Source organism: Mesorhizobium sp. M0768, assembly GCF_040320195.1.
In the GTDB taxonomy this organism is placed as follows: domain Bacteria; phylum Pseudomonadota; class Alphaproteobacteria; order Rhizobiales; family Rhizobiaceae; genus Mesorhizobium.
The window spans coordinates 34975-54326 of sequence record NZ_JAMYPD010000011.1 but is presented as its reverse complement, the minus strand read 5'-3'; the positions used below and the strand labels follow the sequence as shown (position 1 = coordinate 54326).

Sequence of the window (19352 nt, the reverse complement as noted above, 5' to 3'; positions counted from 1 at the left end):
TGGTTGGCGCATTACGCGAGACGACCCCCTTCTGTCGCCTTCGGCGCTCCCCCTCAAGGGGGGAGATTGGCAGCGCCCCTACACCGTCCGCTGCCTGCCCTCGACCGCAGCGTCTTCCCGCGCCTTCAGCGCCTTCTCGATCTCGCGCTTCAGCTCGTCCTTGATCGCCACCGTCTCTGCCATCAGCGCCTCGACCTTCATGAAATCGAGCACCCGGTATTTCGAAACGGCCGGCCGGATCAGAATGTCGGGCCGGCTCTGGTTCAGCTTGCTGGCGATGATCGACTGCATCATCAGCTGCGTGGCGCCGAACATCAGGTCGACGGAGGTCGGGAATTTGCGGCCGGCCTCAGTCGGCGCGCCGACCACGTCGACGGCGATGATGATGTCGGCGTCGAGCTCGATCAGGTCGAACGGCACGGGATTGTAGATGCCGCCGTCGATCAGCAGCCTGCCGTCGCGCATCACCGGGCGGAACACCGCCGGGATCGCCGCCGAGGCGGCCAGCGCCGAATGCAGCTCGCCTTCGTCGAACACGGCGAGCTTGTGGCCATAAAAGTCCGTTGCCGTCACCTTCAGCGGTATCTTCAATTCGGCGAAGGTCTCGGGAATGGCGTCGGGCAGGAACGCCTTGAGGATGCGCTCGACATTGAACTGGCTGACCCGCAGGCCGGCCTGCATCGCCTCGGCAAAAGTGCCGGGCCGCGCCCGCCACATGCGCGTCGCCACTTCGGCGCGGCGGCCGAGGATCGAGCGCGTATAGTCGTGGATGTCCTTGCCGGTCATGCCCGAGGCCATGCCGGCGCCCATGATGGCGCCGATCGACGAGCCGGCTATTGCTGCCGGCCTTATGCCCAGCTCGTCCAGCGCCTCGATGACATGGATATGCGCCAGCCCACGCGCCCCGCCGCCGCCAAAGGCGATGCCGAAGCTAGGGCTCATCCCTTGTTGGCCGCGCCGAGCTTCGGCCCGACCACCATGACGGCCGGCTCGGCGGAGAGCAGCTTTTTCGCCACCGCTTTCACCTCGTCCAGCGTCACCGCGTTTATCAGGGCGGCGCGGCGCTGCATGTAGTCGATGCCGAGCTTGCCGAGCTGGATCTCGACCAGCGTTGAGGCGATCGCGCCGGAGGAATTCAGATTGTTTATGGCATAGGCGCCGATCATGTATTTCTTGGTCGCCGCCAGCTCGGCTTCGGTCGGCCCCTCCTCGGCCATGCGCTTGACCACGTCGCGCACCACGGCCAGCGTCTCGGCCGCCCTGTCGGCGCGGGTCGAGGTGGTGATGGACAGCGCCTCGGAATGCCGGTGGTCGACGAGGTCGGAGCTGACGCTGTAGGCCAGACCGCGCTTCTCGCGCACCTCGTCGAACAGCCGCGAGGTGAAGGTGCCGCCGCCGAGGATCTCGTTCATCAGCACCGCGGCGAAAAAATCCGGCGCATTCCGCTTCACGCCGGGATAGGCGAGTTGCAGCGAGGCCTGCGGCTGGTCGTAAACGACCTCGAGCTGCTGGCCGAGCTTCAGCTCGATGTCGGGAACGGGCGTCAGCGCCTGCTTTTCCGGCAGGCTGCCGAACACCAGGTCGAGCTTCTGCTTCAGCGTCTCGGCGTCGATGGCGCCGACCACCGCGACATGCAGGCCGTCGCGGGCGAAATTCGCCTTGTGGAAGGCGGCGAGATCGGCCGGCGTGATCGTCGCGATGCTTTGCCTGGTGCCCTGGTCGGGCCGCGCATAGGGATGCCTGCCGTAGATCGCTTCCAGCCATTTACGTTGGGCGAGCGTGTCGGGATCACGCTCGTTGGCGATGATGCCGGACAGGATTTGCGCGCGGATGCGGTCGATCGGCACTTGGTCGAAGCGCGGCTGGTTGACCGCCACGCGCAGCAGGTCGAAGGCGCCGTCGCGCTGGTCGGCCAGCATGCGCATCGAGCCGTAGATGCCGTCGCGCTGCGCCTCGAAGCTCATCTCTGCACCGACGTCGTCGAGCTTGATCTGGAAGGCCTCGCTGTCGAGGTTGCCGGCACCTTCGTCGAACAGGCCGCTCATCAGATTGGCAAGCCCTTCCTTGCCGGGCGGGTCCTGCGTCGCGCCGCCATCGAAAACGAAGCGGATAGCGACGATCGGCACCGAATAATCCTCCACCAGCCAGGCGGTGATGCCCTTCGACGAGGTCACCTCCTGGATGTTCATGGCGGCGCGAGCGGAAAGCGCCGGCAGGAGGAGAAAGACGAGGGAGAGAATGAGGGTGGCCAGAAGAGGGCCGGCGCGCCAATTGCCAAGGTCGGCGCCGCCCCTCATCGCCCTGCCGGGCACTTCTCCCCGTATAGTGACGGGGAGAAGGGGCTGGCCGCTGTCCCGGCGCTCGCTCTGCAAACGCTGAAGATTGGCGAAACCGTCGATGACGGCGCCCCTCTCCCCGTCCGTATACGGGGAGAGGATGCCGGCAGGCAGGTGAGGGGCGGCGCCGACGCTCAAACTCATCATCAAATCAATTCCCAGCTTGGGTTTGCGGCAGAAGATAGCCGGTCGTTGCGTGGTCGAGATTGAGATAGCGGGCAGCGACTTCCTTGACCTGGTCGGCGGTGACCTTGCGGATGCGGTCCGGCCATTGCTGGACGTCCTGGACGTTGCCGCCTGTGGCGAGCGTCGAGCCGTAGATGTTGGCCATGTCCTCCTGCTTGTCGCGGGCAAAGATCATCGAGCGTACGAAACGGTCCTTGGATTTTTCCAGCTCGTCGCTGGTGACGCCGTCTTTCGCGATGCGGGCGATCTCGGCGTCGACCGCGGCCTCGATGTCGGCAAGCTTGGCATCGCCGCGCGGCGCGCCGTAGACGGTGAAATTGGTGTCGTCGAGCATGGTGCCCTGGAAGAAGGCGCCGGCCTCGGCGGCGATGCCTTGCCTGACGACAAGCTCCTGGTAGAGCCGGCTGCGGTTGCCGCCGCCGAGGATTTCGGACAGCACGTCGAGCGCTTCGGCTTCGCCGGGCTTTGCCGTGTGATAGGACGGGACCACCCATTGCGTGGTAAAGCTCGGCACGCTGACGCGCCCGTCGGTCAGCGTCACCGTGCGCCTGGTGTTCTGCTCCGGCTCGACCGGGCGGATGCGCGGCGGCAGATCCGGGCCGCGCGCGACCTTGCCATAGGTCTTTTCGGCCAGCGCCTTGACCGTTTCCGGCTCGACATCGCCGGCCACCACCAGCACGGCGTTATTGGGTGTATAATATTTGTTGTAGAAGGCCAGCGCGTCGGTGCGGTTCAGCTTCTCCATCTCCTGCATCCAGCCGATGACCGGAATGCGGTACGGCTGGTTCTGCCACAGCGTGGCGTCGATCTCCTCGTCGAGCACCGCCTGCGGATTGCTATCGATGCGCGAGCGGCGCTCCTCGAGGATGACGTCGCGCTCGGTTTTGATGACGTCGTCGTTGAGGATGAGATTGCGCATGCGGTCGGCCTCGAAGCTCATCATCTCACCGAGCGCCTGAGGCACCACCGTCTCGTGAAAGGCGGTGTAGTCGTAGGAGGTGAAGGCGTTGTCCGAGCCGCCGATGGCGGCGACGGCACGGTCGAGCTCGCCCGCCGCATGGTTGCTGGTCGCCTTGAACATCAGATGCTCGAAGAAATGGGCAATGCCGGACTTGCCCGGCGGCTCGTCGGCGCTGCCGATCTTGTACCAGACCATATGGGTGACGATGGGGGCGCGGTGATCGGGGACGACGACGACCTCCATGCCGTTGTCGAGCAGGAAATCGGTCACGACGCCATCGTCAGGATTGTTATCCGCCAGAGCCGGCGCGGCCATCACCAGAGCCAGTCCCAAGAGCGTTCCGCGCAGCCATTCAGCCTGAAATGTCATAGATGGCTCCGGTTTGTGGTGGGACGATAGGCGGGGTTGCTGGTCGAGGCAAAGCGAATTGTTCGTCATTTTGAAGGCGCCACCGTGGAAGCCGAACTCAGGCGGCCTCGATGAACCGGATGACCGTCTCGCCATAGTTGCGCTCGTCGACAACCGAAAAGCCCGGCCCTGCCTCGAACGGCGCCGCCGCCGCTTCCTCGACGACGCAGAGCGCGCCAGGGGCGAGCCAACCACCGGCCTTGGCCGAGCGCAACGCACGTTCGCCAAGGCCTTTGCCATAGGGCGGATCGGCGAAGACCAGGCCGAATGCGGCGATGGTGCCCGCCTCGCCCAAGCCCGTCGCGTCGCGGCGGAATATCTTGGTGCGGCCGGTGAGGCCGAAGGCCTCGACATTGGTGCGGATCAGGCCGCGCCCTTCGGCGGATTCTTCGATGAAGACAGCGTAGGAGGCGCCGCGCGACAGCGCTTCGAGGCCGAGCGCGCCGGTGCCGGCGAACAGGTCGAGCACGCGCGCGCCGTCCAGTTTTTCAGGAAAGCGATGCGCCAGCACGTTGAAGACCGCCTCACGCGTGCGGTCGGTGGTCGGGCGGATGGCAAAGGTGCGGGGCGTCGCCAGCGGACGCCCGCGAAACTCACCGCCGACGATCCGCATTGCTTCCCTTCGGGCCGCCGCGCGGCCGGTCGCCACGGCCATCCGGGCGCTCGCCGCGCGGTTTGCCGAACGGCTTTGCACCGCCGCCTTGCGGCTTGCCGCCGGGCTTGCCGTAAGACGGCTTGAACGATGCCTTGCGCGCCTTGTTTTCCGCCGCCTTGGCGGCGTCTGCCTCCGCCCTGCCCTTGCCGATCGGCCGTGCGCCCGGCGCCATCCAGACATTGGCCTTGCGCTGGCCCGGCGGCTCGATCGGCCGCTGCTCGCGTTCGGATTTTTTCCCACCGAAGCCGCCACGAGGCTTGTCGCCGCGGGGTTTGTCCCCGAAGTCGCTGCGTTCAGGTCTGGGGCCACGCTCGCCAAAGCTCTTTTTTGGCCCAAAGCTCCTGTCAGGGCTTGTCGACAGCTTGCCGAGCGCTTCGTCGCGGCTGCCTTCGCGGCGCTTGCGGTTCTTGATCAGGCCGCCCTCGCCGATCGGCCGGCGTTCGCCGTCGCGGGTGAATTTCGGCCGCTCGGGCTCCTCCTCGCGCTCACGCCTGACCGGCTTGTTGGAAAACGGCTTGGCGATATCGGCATCGAAATTGGCGCCGGACTCTTCGACCAGGCGCTCGCCGAGCTGGTCGCGCAGCACGCGGCCCTTGATCTCCAGCACATGGCCTTCCGGCAAATCGTCGAGTTGAAACGGCCCGTAGGAAATGCGGATCAGCCGCGTCACGTCGAGACCGAGCGCGCCCAGGATGTTCCTGACCTCGCGGTTCTTGCCTTCGCGCAGGCCGAGTGTCAGCCAGGCGTTCGAACCCTGCTCGCGGTCGAGCGTCGCCTCGATGGCGCCATAAAAGACACCGTCGACGGCAATGCCTTCGCGCAGCCCTGCAAGCGCGCTTTCCTCGACCTTGCCGTGAACGCGCACGCGGTAGCGTCGCAACCAGCCGGTCGCCGGCAGTTCGAGCACGCGCGACAGGCCACCATCATTGGTGAGCAGCAGCAGGCCTTCGGTGTTGATGTCGAGCCGGCCGATGGTCATCAGCCGCGGCAGCCCGGGCGGCAGCACATCGAAGACGGTCTTGCGGCCTTCGGGATCGCGGTTTGTCGTGACCACGCCGGCCGGCTTGTGGAACAGGAACAGCCTGGTGCGCTCGATCGGCGGGATCTCCATGCCGTCGAGATGGATGATGTCGCCGGGCATGACGTTGAAGGCCGGCGAGGACAACACCTTGCCATTGATCTTGACCCGGCCGGCCGCAATCAGTTCCTCGGCGTCGCGGCGCGAGGCCAGGCCGGCACGCGCCAGCCGCTTGGCAATGCGTTCGCCGGCTTCTTCCGTTGCCTCGACGCGACGCGGGCGCGGCTTGAAGCCGCCTTCCGATGCCACCTGTGCCCTTTGTGCCCCTTGCGGTCGATCGCCGCCAAAATCACGCTTGGGACGATCGCCAAAATCACGCTTGGGACGGTCGAAGCGCCTCTCGCCGCGCTCGCTTTCGGCAGCTGCCGGCCGGTCGCCGCGCGGAGTGTAAGGCTTGCGCGGACCTTCGCGCTTTTCATAAGGCGTGCCTTCGGGTCGTGGGCGCTTGCTGAATGGCCGGTCGCCTTCGGCAGCTGCCGGCCGGTCGCCGCGCGGTGCATAAGGCTTGCGTGGACCCTCGCGCTTTTCATAAGGCTTGCCTTCCGGACGCGGCCCTTTGCTGAATGGCCGGTCGCCGCCTTTGAAGTCGCGCTTCGGCCGTTCGCCTTCGGCGGCCGCCGTCCGGTCGCCGCGCGGAGTGTAGGGTTTTTTGGCGCCGAAGGGCGGCTTGCCGCCCTTGCCGGGAGCGCTATCGCGACCACGCGACCCTGCCGGCTTCGGGCCGGCCTTGCGCGGGAATTTCTTGTTTTTGTCGTCCATGTGGCCTTTGCTCGTTTGCGCGGGTAGTAACAGGATCGCGCTCTAGTGGCGAGGAGATAATCGGAATGGAAACCGCGTGAAGCGGCAGGATTTCATGGCGCTGGCGCTGAAAGAAGCCGAAGCCGCCTCCCAGCGTGGCGAGGTGCCGGTTGGCGCGGTCGTCGTCGGCGGCGATACGGTCGTTGCGAGTGCCGGCAACCGCACCCGCGAGTTTGCCGATCCCACCGCCCATGCCGAGATGCTGGCGATCCGCGAGGCCTGCCGCAAGCTTTCCAGCGAGCGGCTCAGCGGCCACGATCTCTATGTGACGCTGGAGCCGTGCGCCATGTGTGCCGGCGCCATCTCCTTCGCCAGGCTGCGCCGGCTTTATTTCGGCGCTGCGGACGAGAAGGGCGGCGCAGTGGTCAACGGCGTTCGCTTCTTCACGTCACCGACCTGCCACCATGTGCCCGACATCTATCCGGGCATGGCCGAGAACGCAGCAGCAGCATTGCTGAAGGACTTTTTTCGCGAGCGACGCGGAGCCTGATTTTCTGGTCCAGCAGACGGTCCATCCAAGTCAGCCAATCCAGGGCAAGAACGTCTCTGGCGCCGTCAGCCTACCAGGGCAGCCAGTCGAACATGCCGCCGCTCTTACTCTTGGCGGCCGCCTCCCTCTTGAGGCGGCGTTCCTTCTTGTACTCGTCCTCGCCGAGGTCACCCTGCGGCGCGGTGGCGGCGGCAGCGCGGTATTGCATCGGTGGCTCGCTCAGATATCTGCGGGTGGTCGGGTCGCCCTGTTTGCCTTCAGCCCGGCGGCGCATGATTTCCGCGGCGCGGCTCTTGTCCGAATCGGCCGGAGTCCAGGCTGGCGGGTGGCTCGAGCCCGACAGCTTCAGCGCGGCCTTGACCGACGCCGGATCCGTCTGCACGTCATCGATGACCTGCGCCTGGTAGGCCGGGTCGTCCTGATGCAGGGTGGCATCGGCGCGCAGGCGGGCACGGCGCTGCTCCGGCGATTCGGGCCATTCGGCACTCGCCGTCTCGATGCTTTCCTGCGGCGGCGGCAAGACTTCCTTCTGCCCCGGCCCTGGCTTCACCAGCGTGGGGCGCGGCTTGTAGTCGATACTATCCTTGCGCTTGGGTGCGAAGGAAAAAGCCCCGGTGAGGTCGCCGGCAAGCTGCGCGCCCGCGGTCTTGTCGGTCCCGTAAGTGGGCGAGCCCATGCAGCCGGACAAAGCGAGGCCCGATACGACAAGCGGCGCCAGCAGCGCAACGCGCGCGTAAGTTCTCTCGGTCATGCCAAAAAGTCCCACTGTAGACAGCCTCTCGATTGCCGCCGGCCAAAGAAAGGTCCGGTCCCCATCGCCTATGCTCTTCCGACGGAATTCCGGCGACAATTTGTCGTCCGGAGTTTCGCGTGTTTACCTCAACCACTCGTTAAGGGCAACGCGCGGGGGGCCGATCGGCCGCCCGCCGTGGCATTTGTGCACCGCCTTAAAGACGGCTCAAAGCCTTCAGCTCATGCAGAACAGCGGCGTCACGGGCCGAAACATCCGGGAATTCCGGATCTGAGCCGACATCGGCGGTGTAGCGCCAGGAGCGCGCGCACTTCACCAGGCCACGGTCCTCCGCCTTCTCGACGACCACGGCGACGCCCTTGACGTCGTCGAGGGTAAAGCTGCCCGCCGACGCCTTGCCGTGCACGATTACCAGATCGCTGGTGATCGCCATCTCGGCCATATCGACATCGGCGATCGCCGCTTCGAGCACGGCATCGTCGAGGGTAACGACCGGCACCGCTTCCAGCGAAGAGCCGATGACCTTCTGCGCGCGGGCAATTTCCAGCGCCCCGGTGACGACACGGCGAACCTGCCGAACCTTGCGCCACTTCTCCGCCAGCGCTTCGTTCCTCCAGTCCGCCGGGATTTCCGGGAACTGGTCGAGATGCACGGAGACCGCATCCGGATGACGGTCGAGCCAAGCCTCTTCCATGGTGAAGGGCAGCATCGGCGCCAGCCATTTCACCAGGCAGTCGAAGAGATGGCGCACCACCTGCACGGAAGCCTTGCGCTTCACGCTGGAAGGCGCTTCGCAGTAAAGCGCGTCTTTGCGGATGTCGAAATAGAAGGCCGACAGCTCTACCACCATGAAGTCGAGCAGCGCGCGGGTGATGCGCTTGAATTCGAACGCGTCGTAGCCCGAGCGTACGACCTCATCGAGTTCAGCGAGCCGGTGCAGCATCAGCCGCTCCAGTTCAGGCATCCTATCCAGCGGCACCTCCTCGCCATCGTCGTGGGCGAGCGTGCCCAGCATCCAGCGGATGGTGTTGCGCAGCTTGCGGTAGGCGTCGATATTGGTCTGCAGCACGTTCTTGCCGAGCCGCTGGTCCTCCCAATAATCGGTCGTCACCACCCACAGCCGCAAGATGTCGGCGCCGGACTGCCTGATGACGTCCTGCGGCACGACGGTGTTGCCGAGCGACTTCGACATTTTCCGCCCCTCCTCATCCATGGTGAAGCCATGGGTGACGACGGTGTCGTAGGGCGCCCTGCCCCTGGTGCCGCAGCTTTCGAGCAGCGAGGAGTGGAACCAGCCGCGATGCTGGTCGGAGCCTTCGAGATAGACGTCGGCCGGCCATTTCAGGTCGGGCCGGTCCTCAAGCGTGAAGGCATGCGTCGAGCCTGAATCGAACCAGACATCGAGGATGTCCATGACCTGCTGCCATTTCGAGGCATCGTGATTGCCGAGGAACCGCTCCTTGGCGCCGGCGGCGAACCAGGCGTCGGCGCCTTCTTTCTCGAAGGCGTCCATGATGCGCAGGTTGACTGCCTCGTCGCGCAGCACATTGCCGTCGGCATCGGCAAAGACGGCGATCGGCACGCCCCAGGCGCGCTGGCGCGACAGCACCCAGTCGGGGCGCTCCTCGATCATGGCGCGGATGCGGTTCTGGCCGGCGGCGGGCACGAAGCGGGTATCGTCGATGGCTTTCAGGGCGCGGCTGCGCAGCGTCGTGCCGTCGCCAAGCTCCTTGTCCATATAGACGAACCATTGCGGCGTGTTGCGGAAGATGATCGGCTTCTTCGAGCGCCAGGAATGCGGATAGGAGTGCTTCAGGCGGCCGCGCGCGAACAGCGCGTTGCGCTTGATCAGCTCGTCGATGACAGCCTGGTTGGCGTTGCCCTTCTTGCCATTGTCGTCGATGACGCGCGCCGCTCCACCCTCGCGGTCCTGGCCGAAGCCCGGCGCGTCCTTGGTGAAGAAGCCGGCATCGTCGACGGTGAAGGGGATCGCGGTGTCGATGCCACGCTGGCGAAGATCAGAGGCAGCATCCATCCAGGCGTCGAAGTCTTCGCGGCCATGTCCCGGCGCGGTGTGGACGAAACCGGTGCCGGCATCGTCGGTGACGTGATCGCCGGCGAGCATCGGCACGGGGAAATCGTAGCCGCCACCCAGAGCTTTGAGGGGATGCGAAAGCGTAAGGTTTTCAAGCTCTTCGGCGCCAACGCTGCGAAGCCGATTCAGAGTGACCTTGGCCTTCGCGGCAGCGTCGTCCGCAAGCTTCTCGGCAAAGATCAGCTTTTCGCCGGGCTGAGGACCAAAGGCGTTCTCGGCCGCCGTAACCTCGTAGAGACCATAATTGATGCGCGGCGAGTAGTTGACGGCGCGGTTGCCGGGGATCGTCCACGGCGTCGTCGTCCAGATGACGACGTTGGCATCAAGCAGATCGAGCGACGTCTGCGTCAGCTTGGGATCAAGGGCTGGCTGCCCATCCTTGATGTTGATGACCTGGCGAGCGAGGCTGACGACCGGAAACTTCGCCCAGATCGTGTCCGACTCATAGTCCTGGTATTCGACCTCCGCCTCGGCCAGCGCGGTGCGCTCGACCACACTCCACATCACCGGCTTGGAGCCGCGATAGAGCTGGCCGGACATGGCGAATTTCAGCAGCTCGCCGGCGATGCGCGCCTCGGCATGGAAAGCCATCGTCGTATAGGGATTGTCGAAGTCGCCGACGACGCCGAGCCGCTGGAATTCGGAACCCTGCACCTTGATCCAGTGCGCCGCAAACTCACGGCATTCCTGCCGGAACTCGTTGACCGGCACCTCGTCCTTGTTCTTGCCCTTGGCGCGGTACTGCTCCTCGATCTTCCATTCGATCGGCAGGCCGTGGCAATCCCAGCCTGGTACATAGTTCGAGTCATAGCCGCGCATCTGGAACGAGCGGGTGATGACGTCCTTGAGGATCTTGTTCAGTGCGTGGCCGATATGGATGTTGCCATTGGCGTAGGGCGGGCCGTCGTGCAGCACGTATTTTTCGCGGCCGACTGCGTCTTCGCGCAACTTGCGGTAAAGGTCCATGTCCTGCCAGCGCTTGACCAGCAGCGGTTCCTTTTCCGGCAACCCGGCGCGCATCGGGAAATCCGTCTGCGGCAGGTAGAGCGTTTTGGAATAATCGATCGTCTCGGCGGTCTCGGTATCAGTCATTCGTCTGCCATATGCGTTGCCGGCGGCAAAAGAGCCCGGGCGTTGAACTATCATGATCTGGAAAAAGCGCGAGAGGCCGCGCGCAAGATTCCCGGCGGCTCCGGCGGCGGTCAGGCCGCCCGGAGCACCGGGCCTGTAATTCGTATCGCAGGCGCGAGAAGGCGCGAAAAGCTCGTCATGGCTGGGCTTTTAACCGAGACAGGCGATATTGAAAAGCCCGAACTCTGATGCTTCCTTGCGGAAGGTGCCAATTGCGCATACATTTGTAGGCAAATGGCAAGCAGAATGGCCTGCAGTGCCAAGGAAACAATTCATGTCGGTCGCAGCAAGGGCAATTCGCGCAACACACGACTTTTCCGTCCCTACGGACAAGATCGATCATCTGCGCAGTCTGGGTTTCAGTAGCGAAGAACTCTATCGTATCGTTGCCCCCCGCCGCACGCTGGCGCGTCGCAAGGAACATGCCGAGCCGCTTTCGCCAGCTGAATCCGACCGCGCCCTGCGCCTTGAACGCATCGCCGAGCAGGCGGATCGGGTATTCGGTAGCCATGAGAAAGCCCAGCGTTGGCTGAGAAGCGAGATCATAGCATTGGATGGTGCAAGGCCGATCGATCTCCTTGAGACAGAGACCGGCGCCCACGTCGTTTCCGAAGAGCTTATCCGTATCGACTTTGGCATGCTTGCCTGACGATGCGCATCTGGCGCATCTCCAATTTCGCGGATCTCTCGGGTCGTGGCGGAACGCTCGTTGATGGAAGATGGAACAGGCGCGGAATGCCCATCGTCTATTGCACCGACCACCCTTCGACGGCACTGCTGGAGATACTGGTGCATGCGACGCGCGAAACCGTTCCGGAAACCTACCAGCTTATCGAAATCGACGTTCCGGACGGAATAGAAATGACCGAACCGGTTATCCATGACGGCTGGGACAAGGACATGGAATCAACACGGCGACAGGGCACGGACTTTCTCTCGGCCAATCGTTACGCGCTCATGAAAATTCCTTCGATCATAATGCGCAAGGCAAACAACTATCTGCTCAACCCGACCCATGACGATGCGTCACGCATTACGATTGCGGGCCTATACCATTATCCGTTCGACAGCCGTTTGATCAAATGAGCCGACGCCCGCCCGCTCACATCGAGAAATCGAAGCGATAGGTCGTCGACACGCCGATCATGAACTGCTCCCTGGAGCCGCGCTCCTTGACCAGGCTGGAATCGGCGGCCGGGCCCATCAGGCGGGAATATTCGCCGAACAGACTGGCCGTCATCGGCTCGGTCACCTTCCAGGTCACCGCGCCGCCCAGGCCCGCCGACTTCACCCCGCCGCCGGGATGATATTCGCTAAGTCCCGAGGCCAGGGACTCCTTGGCATCAACGCCGTAATAGGCGTCGAAATAGTCCGATGAGGCGAACGAAACGCGCGGTCCGGCCGAAATCCTGACGTCGGGCGTCACATCGTAAAAGGCGTCGGCGGCGATGTCGGCGACAAAACCGTTATGGGCGCGAATGCCGTGCCGCAATTCGGCGCGGGCACGCAGCCAATCCAAAGGATAGAATTCGAAGAAGCCGCCAGCCTCGCCGCCCCAGCGCACCGGGTCGAGACCCTTCAATTCGTCGGCGTCACCACCGTCGCGGGAAAACAGGAACTTGCCTGTCAGGCCGGCGCGGACGCCGCCATCGTCGATCAATGCCAATGAAATATTGTCGTTGCGCGAGGTGAAGCGCGCCGCGGGACCAGCCTTGCCGAGCGAGATGATCGGCGAGGCACTGAGCAGGTACTTCTTGCCGCCCTCGAAATTCGGAGCAACCATGCCGGTGGCGCCGACCGTCAGGTACCAGTCTCCGGACAGCCAGCCGAAGGTGCCCTCGCCGGCCTTGGCAACGCCGCAGGTGCCGAGCATGAATGCGGCCAAGACCGTCGGGACAGACCGCATCGTTACTCCATACGTCGAACGCATTGGCCGATACAACCAGCCTTGACTGAAGCCATGGCGCCAGTTCGGTAAAATTTGACTTAATATCCGCAACATTGGCCGCGTTGGCCGGCCTGTTCCGCGTTGCAGTCGATTGTTTGGCGCACCAAGATTCCAGATCAAGTGTTTGGAATACGATAGCAGTTGGCTCGGCAGGGGTTACAAACATTCGCGGACAAACATGCCTGCGCTGTGAAGGGCACGGCGACCGGCGCTCAACCCCGCATTCCAAACCGGCCAAGCGTGAATCATATGCGGCCAAATTTCGAGACCTACTTTAACGTCAGCCGCGCCAGCGGCTTCGGCGAGCCGAGTTGCGTCCGACAACAGCGTCTCGGCCGAACCGGCTTGTATCAGCATTGGGGGAAATCCGCTCAGATCGGCGAACAAGGGCGAGATCAGCGGATCGCGCCGACCAACGCCATTGGGAACATAGGCCGTTGCCAGTTCCTCCAAATACGCCCGGTGGATGATAGGGTCGATTGCGTCCTTGGTTGATAGTGTCGCGCCGGACATCGAAAGGTCCGTCCAGGGCGAAACCAGCCAAAGACATTGCGGCAACGGCTCGCCTGCCGTGCGCAATATACTGACCAGGCACAGAGTGAGGTTGCCGCCCGCACTGTCTCCGCCAACCACGATGCGATCCGACGCGATGCCTTGCCGGCTCAGAAAGCGCCATGCGGTGAGTGCGTCTTCATGTTGCGCAGGGAAAGGATGTTCCGGTGCGCGGCGATAGTCGATCGCGAGGGTGCGTATTCCCATTGCCCGACCTGCCTCGGTAACCATTCGACGATGACTTTTAAGGGAGCCGGAGCAGTAGCCACCACCGTGGAAAAAGAGCAGAACCTTATCCCTGTCACTCCCAGGCGCCAGGGACCACTCTCCCTCAAGGCGATCGAAAACCACGCGCTCGCATCGGATGTCCTCCGCGACCGGCCAGACCGAACCGACTTCGTCGAGCCGCGCCCGGCGTTCGTCCCAGCGGACCGTTCGTGGTTTTGACGTCAACAGCCTGCGGACGGCGTTGATCTCTGTCAGATCGAGGTGTTCGTCCACATCGCCCATTTTGCTCCCCCAGTCTTGCCAAGCGCCGAGAAAGGCGAACAGCCAAACGTCATCGACAAGATACCGATTGCCCGCTTGCAAATATAGCGATGAACCAGCGCCACGATCATCTTGCGATCAGCCAGATCAACATCAGCGAGAAATCGCCCGACGTCCGTGCCATATTGGCGGTGCGCTGCCGTGTGAGCCAATTTTCGATTGCTCGACGATGCAAGGTTCAAAAGAGGGGGAATTCCGATGCCGGACAATTCGTATGCCGGACGCAAGGTTGTGACATGCGGATGCGGATGCGACCGGCGTTGCGCGGCGTTTGGAGGTCTGGCTCGGTATCAAAGCTCGACGTTGCGGCCGCTTTGCGGACAGGAGCTATTCTCCAACTAAACCTCGGCGTGGCCACGGTTTGGCCTGAGGGCGCAAGCCCACGTTTCACGGAAATAAACTCGCAGCGGCTGCTCTTGCCAAAAGCAGGCGTACCGCCCGAGCCTGGGTGTGACCCTCACTGCCTGCTCGCTTTACGAGAAGGCACATCGGCGTTACCTTCAAAGCCGACAAAAAAGGCCAAGTAGTCTTGAGGGAGAGGGCGATGACACTGCACGGCGATGCCTTGAAAGATGCGATCAGCCAGACGCGGGCGAAATGGGGATGGTTCGTCGCGCTCGGGGTGCTGCTGCTTGTCTTCGGCGGCATTGCCTTCGGCAATCTGTTCATCGCAACCGTCGCCTCGGTCTTTGTCGTGGGCTGGCTGATGCTGATGGCCGGCATTGTCGAGATCATCCATGCCTTCGGTGTGAAGACATGGGGCCGCTTCTTCTATTGGCTGCTCAGCGGCCTCCTCTATGCCGTCGCCGGCTTCTTCGCGTTCGACAATCCGGTCCTCGCCTCGACGGTGCTGACCTTCCTCCTGGCGGTCGCGCTTCTTGCCTCAGGCGTGCTCAGGGCCTGGGTCGGCTACAGCCACCGGCCACAGCCCGGCTGGGGCTGGGTGGTCGCGGCCGGCGTCATCAGCGCGCTGGCGGGACTGGTCATCGCCATGGGCTGGCCGGTCAACAGCGTGTGGGTGCTGGGCCTGTTCCTGGCCGTCGACCTGATCTTCCAGGGTTGGAGCTTCATCGCTCTTGGCTTGGCGCTGAAGAGATAAATTCTGGTTGAGCATGATCTTAATCGGAAAACCGGTTCCCACTTTTTTGCTTCGCTGACCTTCGGTTCGGGACCATGCTCTAAAAAGCTATGGCCGCGTCCAGCCCGGAAAGCGGCCTGACGCCGGCGAGCAGTGCCTTCGCCTCGGCCTCGTCACGCTTCATCTGGGCGACCAGCGCGTCAAGCCCGTCGAATCTCACCTCCGAGCGCAGGTAGCCGAAGAAGGACACGGCACAAATCTCGCCGTAGAGGTCGCCGGAAAAGTCGAAGACGAAGGTCTCCAGCAATGGCGCGCCATTGTCGTCGACCGTCGGCCGGCGGCCGAAGCTGGCGACGCCATCGTGAAGCGAACCGTCGGCGCGGCGGAAGCGGACGGCATAAATCCCTTCCTTGAGGGTGGCTTCCGGCGAAAGCCTCATGTTTGCGGTCGGAAAGCCGAGTGTCCGGCCGAGCTGCTGGCCGCCGATCACCTCCGCCTCGACGGTGAAACGGTAGCCGAGCAAACCGGCGGCCTCGGCCACATTGCCCTCGCACAGCAGCGTGCGTATGCGGCTCGACGACACCACCTCGGCGCTTTCGTCGCGAAACGCATCCACCAGCGTGACGCCGAAGCCGTGGCGCTCGCCGGCAGCCATCAGATAGGCCGGGCCGCCCTGGCGGTCCTTGCCGAAATGGAAATCGAAGCCGGTGACGGCGTGGCTTATGCCGAGATTGCGCTCGAGCACGCCGGTGACGAAAGCCTCCGCCGACAAGGCGGCGAACTCGCGTGTGAACGGCTGCTCGACCAGCGCCGCAAAGCCCAGATGCGACAACAGCCGCGCCTTCATCGGCGGCGGCGTCAGCACGAACAACGGCATGTCCGGCCTGAACACCTTTCGCGGATGCGGTACGAAGGTCAGCACCAGGGCGGGTACGCCGCGACGCTCCGCTTCGGCGCGCGCGCGTTCGAGCACCGCCTGGTGGCCGCGGTGGACGCCGTCGAAATTGCCGATAGCCACCACGCCGCCGCGCAGATGGGCCGGCAGCGGTGCGGTTGCGGAAATGCGTTCGAACATGGCCGTCATGGCTTGAACCTATTGCAGCCTGGGAATCACCGCGACCGGCCTGTAGCCATATTTTTCCAGGAAGGCCGCGAGCCTGGCCGGATCCGGCTGCAGCGTCTCACCGTAATCACGGGCATGGATCCCGCCCGATACGTAGAGCACGTCGAAGCCATTGTCGGCCGCGCCCTTGATGTCGGTCATCATGCCGTCGCCGATGGCCAGAACTTGCGAACGCTCGACCGGGCGGCCGAGAATGACGGCGATCTCCTTCATGGCGACATCATAGACCGGCGCGTAGGGTTTGCCGGCGATCAGCGTGCGTCCGCCAAGCTGTGCGTATTCGCGGGCCAAAGCGCCCGCGCACCAGATCATGCGTTCGCCGCGCTCGACGACGATGTCGGGATTGGCGCAAATGAAGGGCAGGTTCCTGGCACGCAGCCGCAGCAGAAGATCGGCATAATCCTCCGGCTTCTCCACCTCGTCATCGAACAGGCCAGTGCAGACCACGCCGGATGCTTCGAACTCCTCGACGAGTTCGACGTCGAGGCCCTCATAGAGCGTGAAATCCCGATCGGCGCCTATGTGGAAGATCTTTCGCGGCCCTTCCGCGATCAGGTCGCGGGTAACGTCGCCGGACGTCACGACACGGTCGTAGGCGGCGGGAGGAACGCCGATGGCGTTCATCTGCGCCACCACGTCGGCGCTGCGACGCGGCGAATTGGTGATCAGCACGACAGGTATTTTCGCCGCGCGAGCAGCGATCAGCGCGGCAGCCGCCGCCGGGAAATGCCATTCGCCGTTGTGCACCACGCCCCAGACGTCGCACAGGATGGCTGAATAGGCTCCCGACAAGTCTGCGAGCGAACCGATGATGTCGGGCGAATCCGCCATGCCGTTGTCCCTGTACCATGATGCTTGCAAGCGCCGCGACCGACGGTCCGCCGCGACCGGCTGGGATTAACCGAAGCGCTTCACCCTGTCACCAGCTTTCATAGCGCCGCAAGATTGTCGCACGGGGACGCCGGCGAGCACGCGATGGTGAAAGCTTTTCTTTTCCAGCGCCTTATCCCCTTTTTTAGAGGCTTTGCCGCGGGAAGCTCGGAGCAGCATTGCCGATTGCGGACGCGTGGTTAACAGGGATTGAAAACCCGTACCGGCCTTGAACGTATTTCAGCAATCGGAAATTTAAAAATGCGTGGCATCGTCCGGGAAAAATGGGGCGGGCGGGAATGCTGAAGGCAATAGTCGGAGAATTCCGACACGACAGACGTGGCAACTACTCGTTAATGACTGCAATCACCATTGTGCCGCTGATGGCCGGTCTGGCGCTCAGTGTCGACTACGGGGAGTTGCTGCGCCAAAAGCACGAAACGCTGAACGCCCTTGATGCGGCCGGCCTCGCCGCCGCCCAGCAGATCGTTGCCGGCGCCAGCGACGACGACGTCAAGGCCTACGCCAAGACATTTTTCGAAACCAATCTCGCACGTATCGACCCGGCGAATACAGCGCTGACCGTCACGCTGCCCAACAACAATGCCGGCGGCGGCACCCTGATGCTCTGCGCCAGCCTCACCTTCCATCCCTATTTTCTACCGGCCGCCAGCCTGCTGATCGGCGGCACGGCAAGCGACACGACCTTCACCGAATGTTCGGAACTCCGCCTCAAGAACACCCTCGAAGTCGCGCTTGTGCTGGATAATTCCGGCTCGATGAGTGATCTCGGCTCCGGCACCGGCGAGAAGCGAATAAACCTGCTGAAGTCGGCCGCCAAGCAGCTTGTCGATACGCTGGCGCTTCAGGCGCAGCAGATGAAGCAGATCACCAAACCGGTGCAGTTTTCTCTCGTGCCGTTTGCGGCCTCGGTCAATGTCGGCCCTACCCACGACCAGGACGGCTGGATGGATCAGGACGGCATCTCCCCGATCCAGCACGAGGATTTCGACTGGACGACGATGAGTGCCGCCAACAATCCGGACAAATATGCCGAGAAGCTCAACGGCGTCTGGTACAAGCGCGGCGCCGGCTGGGGCGAGACCAAGGACCAGCCGCTGACCCGTTTCAGCCTCTACGCCGACATGACGGTCGAATCGGGCCGCGAAGAGGTACCCAATTCGAAGCAATATGTCTGCGACACATACAAGAGGAACGGCACCTGCCAGTACGGCCACTGGAGCGCACCGGAATATATCTACACCACAAGCCGCTATGCGAGCTGGCAAGGTTGCGTCGAGGCAAGGCCATATCCCTACAATGTCGACGACACCACGCCCGATACAGCCGCGCCGGCCACGCTTTTCGTGCCGATGTTCGCCCCGGATGAGGCTGGCACTCTGTGGCTCGATTTCAACCGTGACGGCATCAACGACGTCATCGGCACGTCCTACAATTACGGCAACAACTGGTGGGCCGATTGGCCCTATGTCGCCGGTCCTACCGCTTCCCAGCGCCAGTCTGACATGCGCAAATATTTCCTGGTAAAACCATACGGTTCGCAATCCGCAGCCGCAGGCGATGGGCCGAATTCCTCCTGCACCACCAACCCGATCACGCCGTTAAAGGACGTCAGCCAGGACGCAGAGAAGCAGGAGATCAAGGACGCCATCGACGCCATGGCGCCGAACGGCAACACGAACGTGCCGGAGGGCCTTGCCTGGGGCTGGCGAACTGTATCGAGCAACCCACCGTTCACCGATGGTCGGCCGAACAGCGAGAGGGGCAACGACAAGGTGGTCGTGGTGCTGACCGACGGAGCCAATACCTATAGCGCCGTCAGCGACAGCAGCTACGCCAACAACAGGTCGACCTACGCCGCCTACGGCTACACCGGCCTGACCTATCCGGGATCTGGAAGCGTAACCCGCCTGTTCATGAATACCAGCACCGATATTGGCAAGACCACCTATACCGGTGCCAACTACACGGCAGCACTCGACGAGCAGATGAAAACGCTCTGCGCCAATGCAAAGAATTCAAATATTCTGGTGATGACGGTGGCGCTCGACCTGTCACCCACAGATGCCGGCGACAAGAAGGCAATCGATGCGCTGAAGGCATGTTCCTCGGATTCGCGCTTCCGCAAGGATCCGGCGGACCCGAGCAAGCCGGCCAAGCTGTTCTGGAATGCGACAGGCGCGACGCTGTCCGACAATTTCAAGGAAATCGCCAACGAATTGTCGAACCTGCGCATCGTCGGCTGAAGGCGATGGGATTGGCGACTAAGGCAGGGGCCCCGGCGTACTGGCGCAAAGGCTCCTGCCCTCATACCCTTGCGGG

General features: G+C 63.4%; 18 protein-coding genes. 6 read left to right on the top strand and 12 right to left on the bottom strand.

Features of this window, described 5'->3' with window-relative positions; genetic code table 11:
- Positions 1–78: 78 nt before the first annotated feature.
- From NKI08_RS16330 to NKI08_RS16310, 5 genes are all read right to left on the bottom strand, one after another.
- Entirely contained in the window at positions 79–942 is an 864-nt protein-coding gene (locus NKI08_RS16330) for a patatin-like phospholipase family protein (protein WP_352770851.1), read from the bottom strand.
- The gene (locus NKI08_RS16325; protein WP_352770990.1) at positions 939–2297 is read right to left on the bottom strand and encodes a M16 family metallopeptidase; all 1359 of its coding nucleotides are present in this window, start codon (positions 2295–2297) and stop codon (positions 939–941) included. The genes NKI08_RS16330 and NKI08_RS16325 overlap by 4 nt, the downstream gene beginning before the upstream one ends.
- 190 nt (positions 2298–2487) lie before the next feature.
- Entirely contained in the window at positions 2488–3852 is a 1365-nt protein-coding gene (locus NKI08_RS16320) for a M16 family metallopeptidase (RefSeq protein WP_352770849.1), read from the bottom strand.
- A 97-nt stretch (positions 3853–3949) separates the two neighbouring features.
- The gene (gene rsmD, locus NKI08_RS16315) at positions 3950–4504 is read right to left on the bottom strand and encodes a 16S rRNA (guanine(966)-N(2))-methyltransferase RsmD (RefSeq protein ID WP_352475003.1); all 555 of its coding nucleotides are present in this window, start codon (positions 4502–4504) and stop codon (positions 3950–3952) included.
- A complete protein-coding gene (locus tag NKI08_RS16310; RefSeq protein ID WP_352770847.1) occupies positions 4485–6383 on the bottom strand; it encodes a pseudouridine synthase in 1899 nt (632 codons plus the stop codon). The genes rsmD and NKI08_RS16310 overlap by 20 nt, the downstream gene beginning before the upstream one ends.
- A gap of 76 nt (positions 6384–6459) precedes the next feature.
- Here NKI08_RS16310 and NKI08_RS16305 point away from each other — a divergent pair, with 76 nt between their 5' ends.
- The gene (locus NKI08_RS16305) at positions 6460–6912 is read left to right on the top strand and encodes a nucleoside deaminase (protein ID WP_352770845.1); all 453 of its coding nucleotides are present in this window, start codon (positions 6460–6462) and stop codon (positions 6910–6912) included.
- Positions 6913–6982: 70 nt separating this feature from the next.
- Here the strand turns inward: NKI08_RS16305 and NKI08_RS16300 are convergent, their stop codons facing one another.
- Positions 6983–7663 (bottom strand): hypothetical protein, encoded by a 681-nt coding sequence (locus tag NKI08_RS16300; RefSeq protein WP_352770843.1) that lies wholly within the window; start codon positions 7661–7663, stop codon positions 6983–6985.
- 196 nt (positions 7664–7859) lie between these two features.
- Positions 7860–10850, bottom strand: a complete 2991-nt coding sequence (ileS, locus tag NKI08_RS16295) for an isoleucine--tRNA ligase (protein ID WP_352770841.1) — start codon at positions 10848–10850, stop codon at positions 7860–7862.
- Between the two features lie 42 nt (positions 10851–10892).
- On the opposite strand from ileS, the gene NKI08_RS16290 reads away from it, so the two are divergent.
- The 3 genes from NKI08_RS16290 to NKI08_RS16280 all read left to right on the top strand — a co-directional run bounded on the left by NKI08_RS16290 (position 10893) and on the right by NKI08_RS16280 (position 11975).
- A complete protein-coding gene (locus NKI08_RS16290; protein WP_352474531.1) occupies positions 10893–11078 on the top strand; it encodes a hypothetical protein in 186 nt (61 codons plus the stop codon).
- An 85-nt stretch (positions 11079–11163) separates the two neighbouring features.
- Entirely contained in the window at positions 11164–11538 is a 375-nt protein-coding gene (locus NKI08_RS16285; RefSeq protein ID WP_254817430.1) for an Xre family toxin-antitoxin system antitoxin, read from the top strand.
- A gap of 2 nt (positions 11539–11540) precedes the next feature.
- Positions 11541–11975, top strand: coding sequence for an RES family NAD+ phosphorylase (locus tag NKI08_RS16280; RefSeq protein WP_254817429.1), 435 nt, complete (start codon positions 11541–11543; stop codon positions 11973–11975).
- 16 nt (positions 11976–11991) lie between these two features.
- On the opposite strand, the gene NKI08_RS16275 is transcribed toward NKI08_RS16280, so the two are convergent.
- From NKI08_RS16275 to NKI08_RS16265, 3 genes are all read right to left on the bottom strand, one after another.
- The gene (locus NKI08_RS16275) at positions 11992–12795 is read right to left on the bottom strand and encodes a MipA/OmpV family protein (RefSeq protein WP_352770838.1); all 804 of its coding nucleotides are present in this window, start codon (positions 12793–12795) and stop codon (positions 11992–11994) included.
- Between the two features lie 198 nt (positions 12796–12993).
- Positions 12994–13899, bottom strand: coding sequence for an alpha/beta hydrolase (locus NKI08_RS16270; protein ID WP_352770836.1), 906 nt, complete (start codon positions 13897–13899; stop codon positions 12994–12996).
- The gene (locus NKI08_RS16265) at positions 13869–14147 is read right to left on the bottom strand and encodes a hypothetical protein (protein ID WP_352770834.1); all 279 of its coding nucleotides are present in this window, start codon (positions 14145–14147) and stop codon (positions 13869–13871) included. The genes NKI08_RS16270 and NKI08_RS16265 overlap by 31 nt, the downstream gene beginning before the upstream one ends.
- 335 nt (positions 14148–14482) lie before the next feature.
- Here NKI08_RS16265 and NKI08_RS16260 point away from each other — a divergent pair, with 335 nt between their 5' ends.
- On the top strand, positions 14483–15037 hold the full coding sequence (locus NKI08_RS16260; RefSeq protein WP_352474525.1) for an HdeD family acid-resistance protein: 555 nt from the start codon (positions 14483–14485) through the stop codon (positions 15035–15037).
- Between the two features lie 79 nt (positions 15038–15116).
- Here NKI08_RS16260 and NKI08_RS16255 read toward each other — a convergent pair whose 3' ends face one another.
- Both NKI08_RS16255 and NKI08_RS16250 read right to left on the bottom strand, forming a co-directional pair.
- Positions 15117–16100 (bottom strand): bifunctional riboflavin kinase/FAD synthetase, encoded by a 984-nt coding sequence (locus tag NKI08_RS16255; RefSeq protein WP_352541594.1) that lies wholly within the window; start codon positions 16098–16100, stop codon positions 15117–15119.
- A 9-nt stretch (positions 16101–16109) separates the two neighbouring features.
- The gene (locus NKI08_RS16250; RefSeq protein ID WP_352503369.1) at positions 16110–16970 is read right to left on the bottom strand and encodes a TIGR01459 family HAD-type hydrolase; all 861 of its coding nucleotides are present in this window, start codon (positions 16968–16970) and stop codon (positions 16110–16112) included.
- 338 nt (positions 16971–17308) lie between these two features.
- Between NKI08_RS16250 and NKI08_RS16245 the strand changes: the two genes are divergently transcribed.
- Entirely contained in the window at positions 17309–19276 is a 1968-nt protein-coding gene (locus NKI08_RS16245) for a pilus assembly protein TadG-related protein (RefSeq protein WP_502899615.1), read from the top strand.
- The last annotated feature ends 76 nt before the right edge of the window (positions 19277–19352 follow it).

Excerpts from the sequence above, each read along its gene's own strand:
- NKI08_RS16260 (WP_352474525.1), top strand. The coding sequence starts at position 14,483 with ATGACACTGCACGGCGATGCCTTGAAAGATGCGATCAGCCAGACGCGG.
- NKI08_RS16245 (WP_502899615.1), top strand. The coding sequence starts at position 17,309 with ATGCTGAAGGCAATAGTCGGAGAATTCCGACACGACAGACGTGGCAAC.
- rsmD (WP_352475003.1), bottom strand. The coding sequence starts at position 4,504 with ATGCGGATCGTCGGCGGTGAGTTTCGCGGGCGTCCGCTGGCGACGCCC.
- NKI08_RS16330 (WP_352770851.1), bottom strand. The coding sequence starts at position 942 with ATGAGCCCTAGCTTCGGCATCGCCTTTGGCGGCGGCGGGGCGCGTGGG.
- NKI08_RS16270 (WP_352770836.1), bottom strand. The coding sequence starts at position 13,899 with ATGGGCGATGTGGACGAACACCTCGATCTGACAGAGATCAACGCCGTC.
- NKI08_RS16310 (WP_352770847.1), bottom strand. The coding sequence starts at position 6,383 with ATGGACGACAAAAACAAGAAATTCCCGCGCAAGGCCGGCCCGAAGCCG.
- NKI08_RS16250 (WP_352503369.1), bottom strand. The coding sequence starts at position 16,970 with ATGGCGGATTCGCCCGACATCATCGGTTCGCTCGCAGACTTGTCGGGA.
- NKI08_RS16320 (WP_352770849.1), bottom strand. The coding sequence starts at position 3,852 with ATGACATTTCAGGCTGAATGGCTGCGCGGAACGCTCTTGGGACTGGCT.
- NKI08_RS16300 (WP_352770843.1), bottom strand. The coding sequence starts at position 7,663 with ATGACCGAGAGAACTTACGCGCGCGTTGCGCTGCTGGCGCCGCTTGTC.
- NKI08_RS16280 (WP_254817429.1), top strand. The coding sequence starts at position 11,541 with ATGCGCATCTGGCGCATCTCCAATTTCGCGGATCTCTCGGGTCGTGGC.
- NKI08_RS16285 (WP_254817430.1), top strand. The coding sequence starts at position 11,164 with ATGTCGGTCGCAGCAAGGGCAATTCGCGCAACACACGACTTTTCCGTC.
- ileS (WP_352770841.1), bottom strand. The coding sequence starts at position 10,850 with ATGACTGATACCGAGACCGCCGAGACGATCGATTATTCCAAAACGCTC.
- NKI08_RS16275 (WP_352770838.1), bottom strand. The coding sequence starts at position 12,795 with ATGCGGTCTGTCCCGACGGTCTTGGCCGCATTCATGCTCGGCACCTGC.
- NKI08_RS16325 (WP_352770990.1), bottom strand. The coding sequence starts at position 2,297 with ATGAGGGGCGGCGCCGACCTTGGCAATTGGCGCGCCGGCCCTCTTCTG.
- NKI08_RS16255 (WP_352541594.1), bottom strand. The coding sequence starts at position 16,100 with ATGACGGCCATGTTCGAACGCATTTCCGCAACCGCACCGCTGCCGGCC.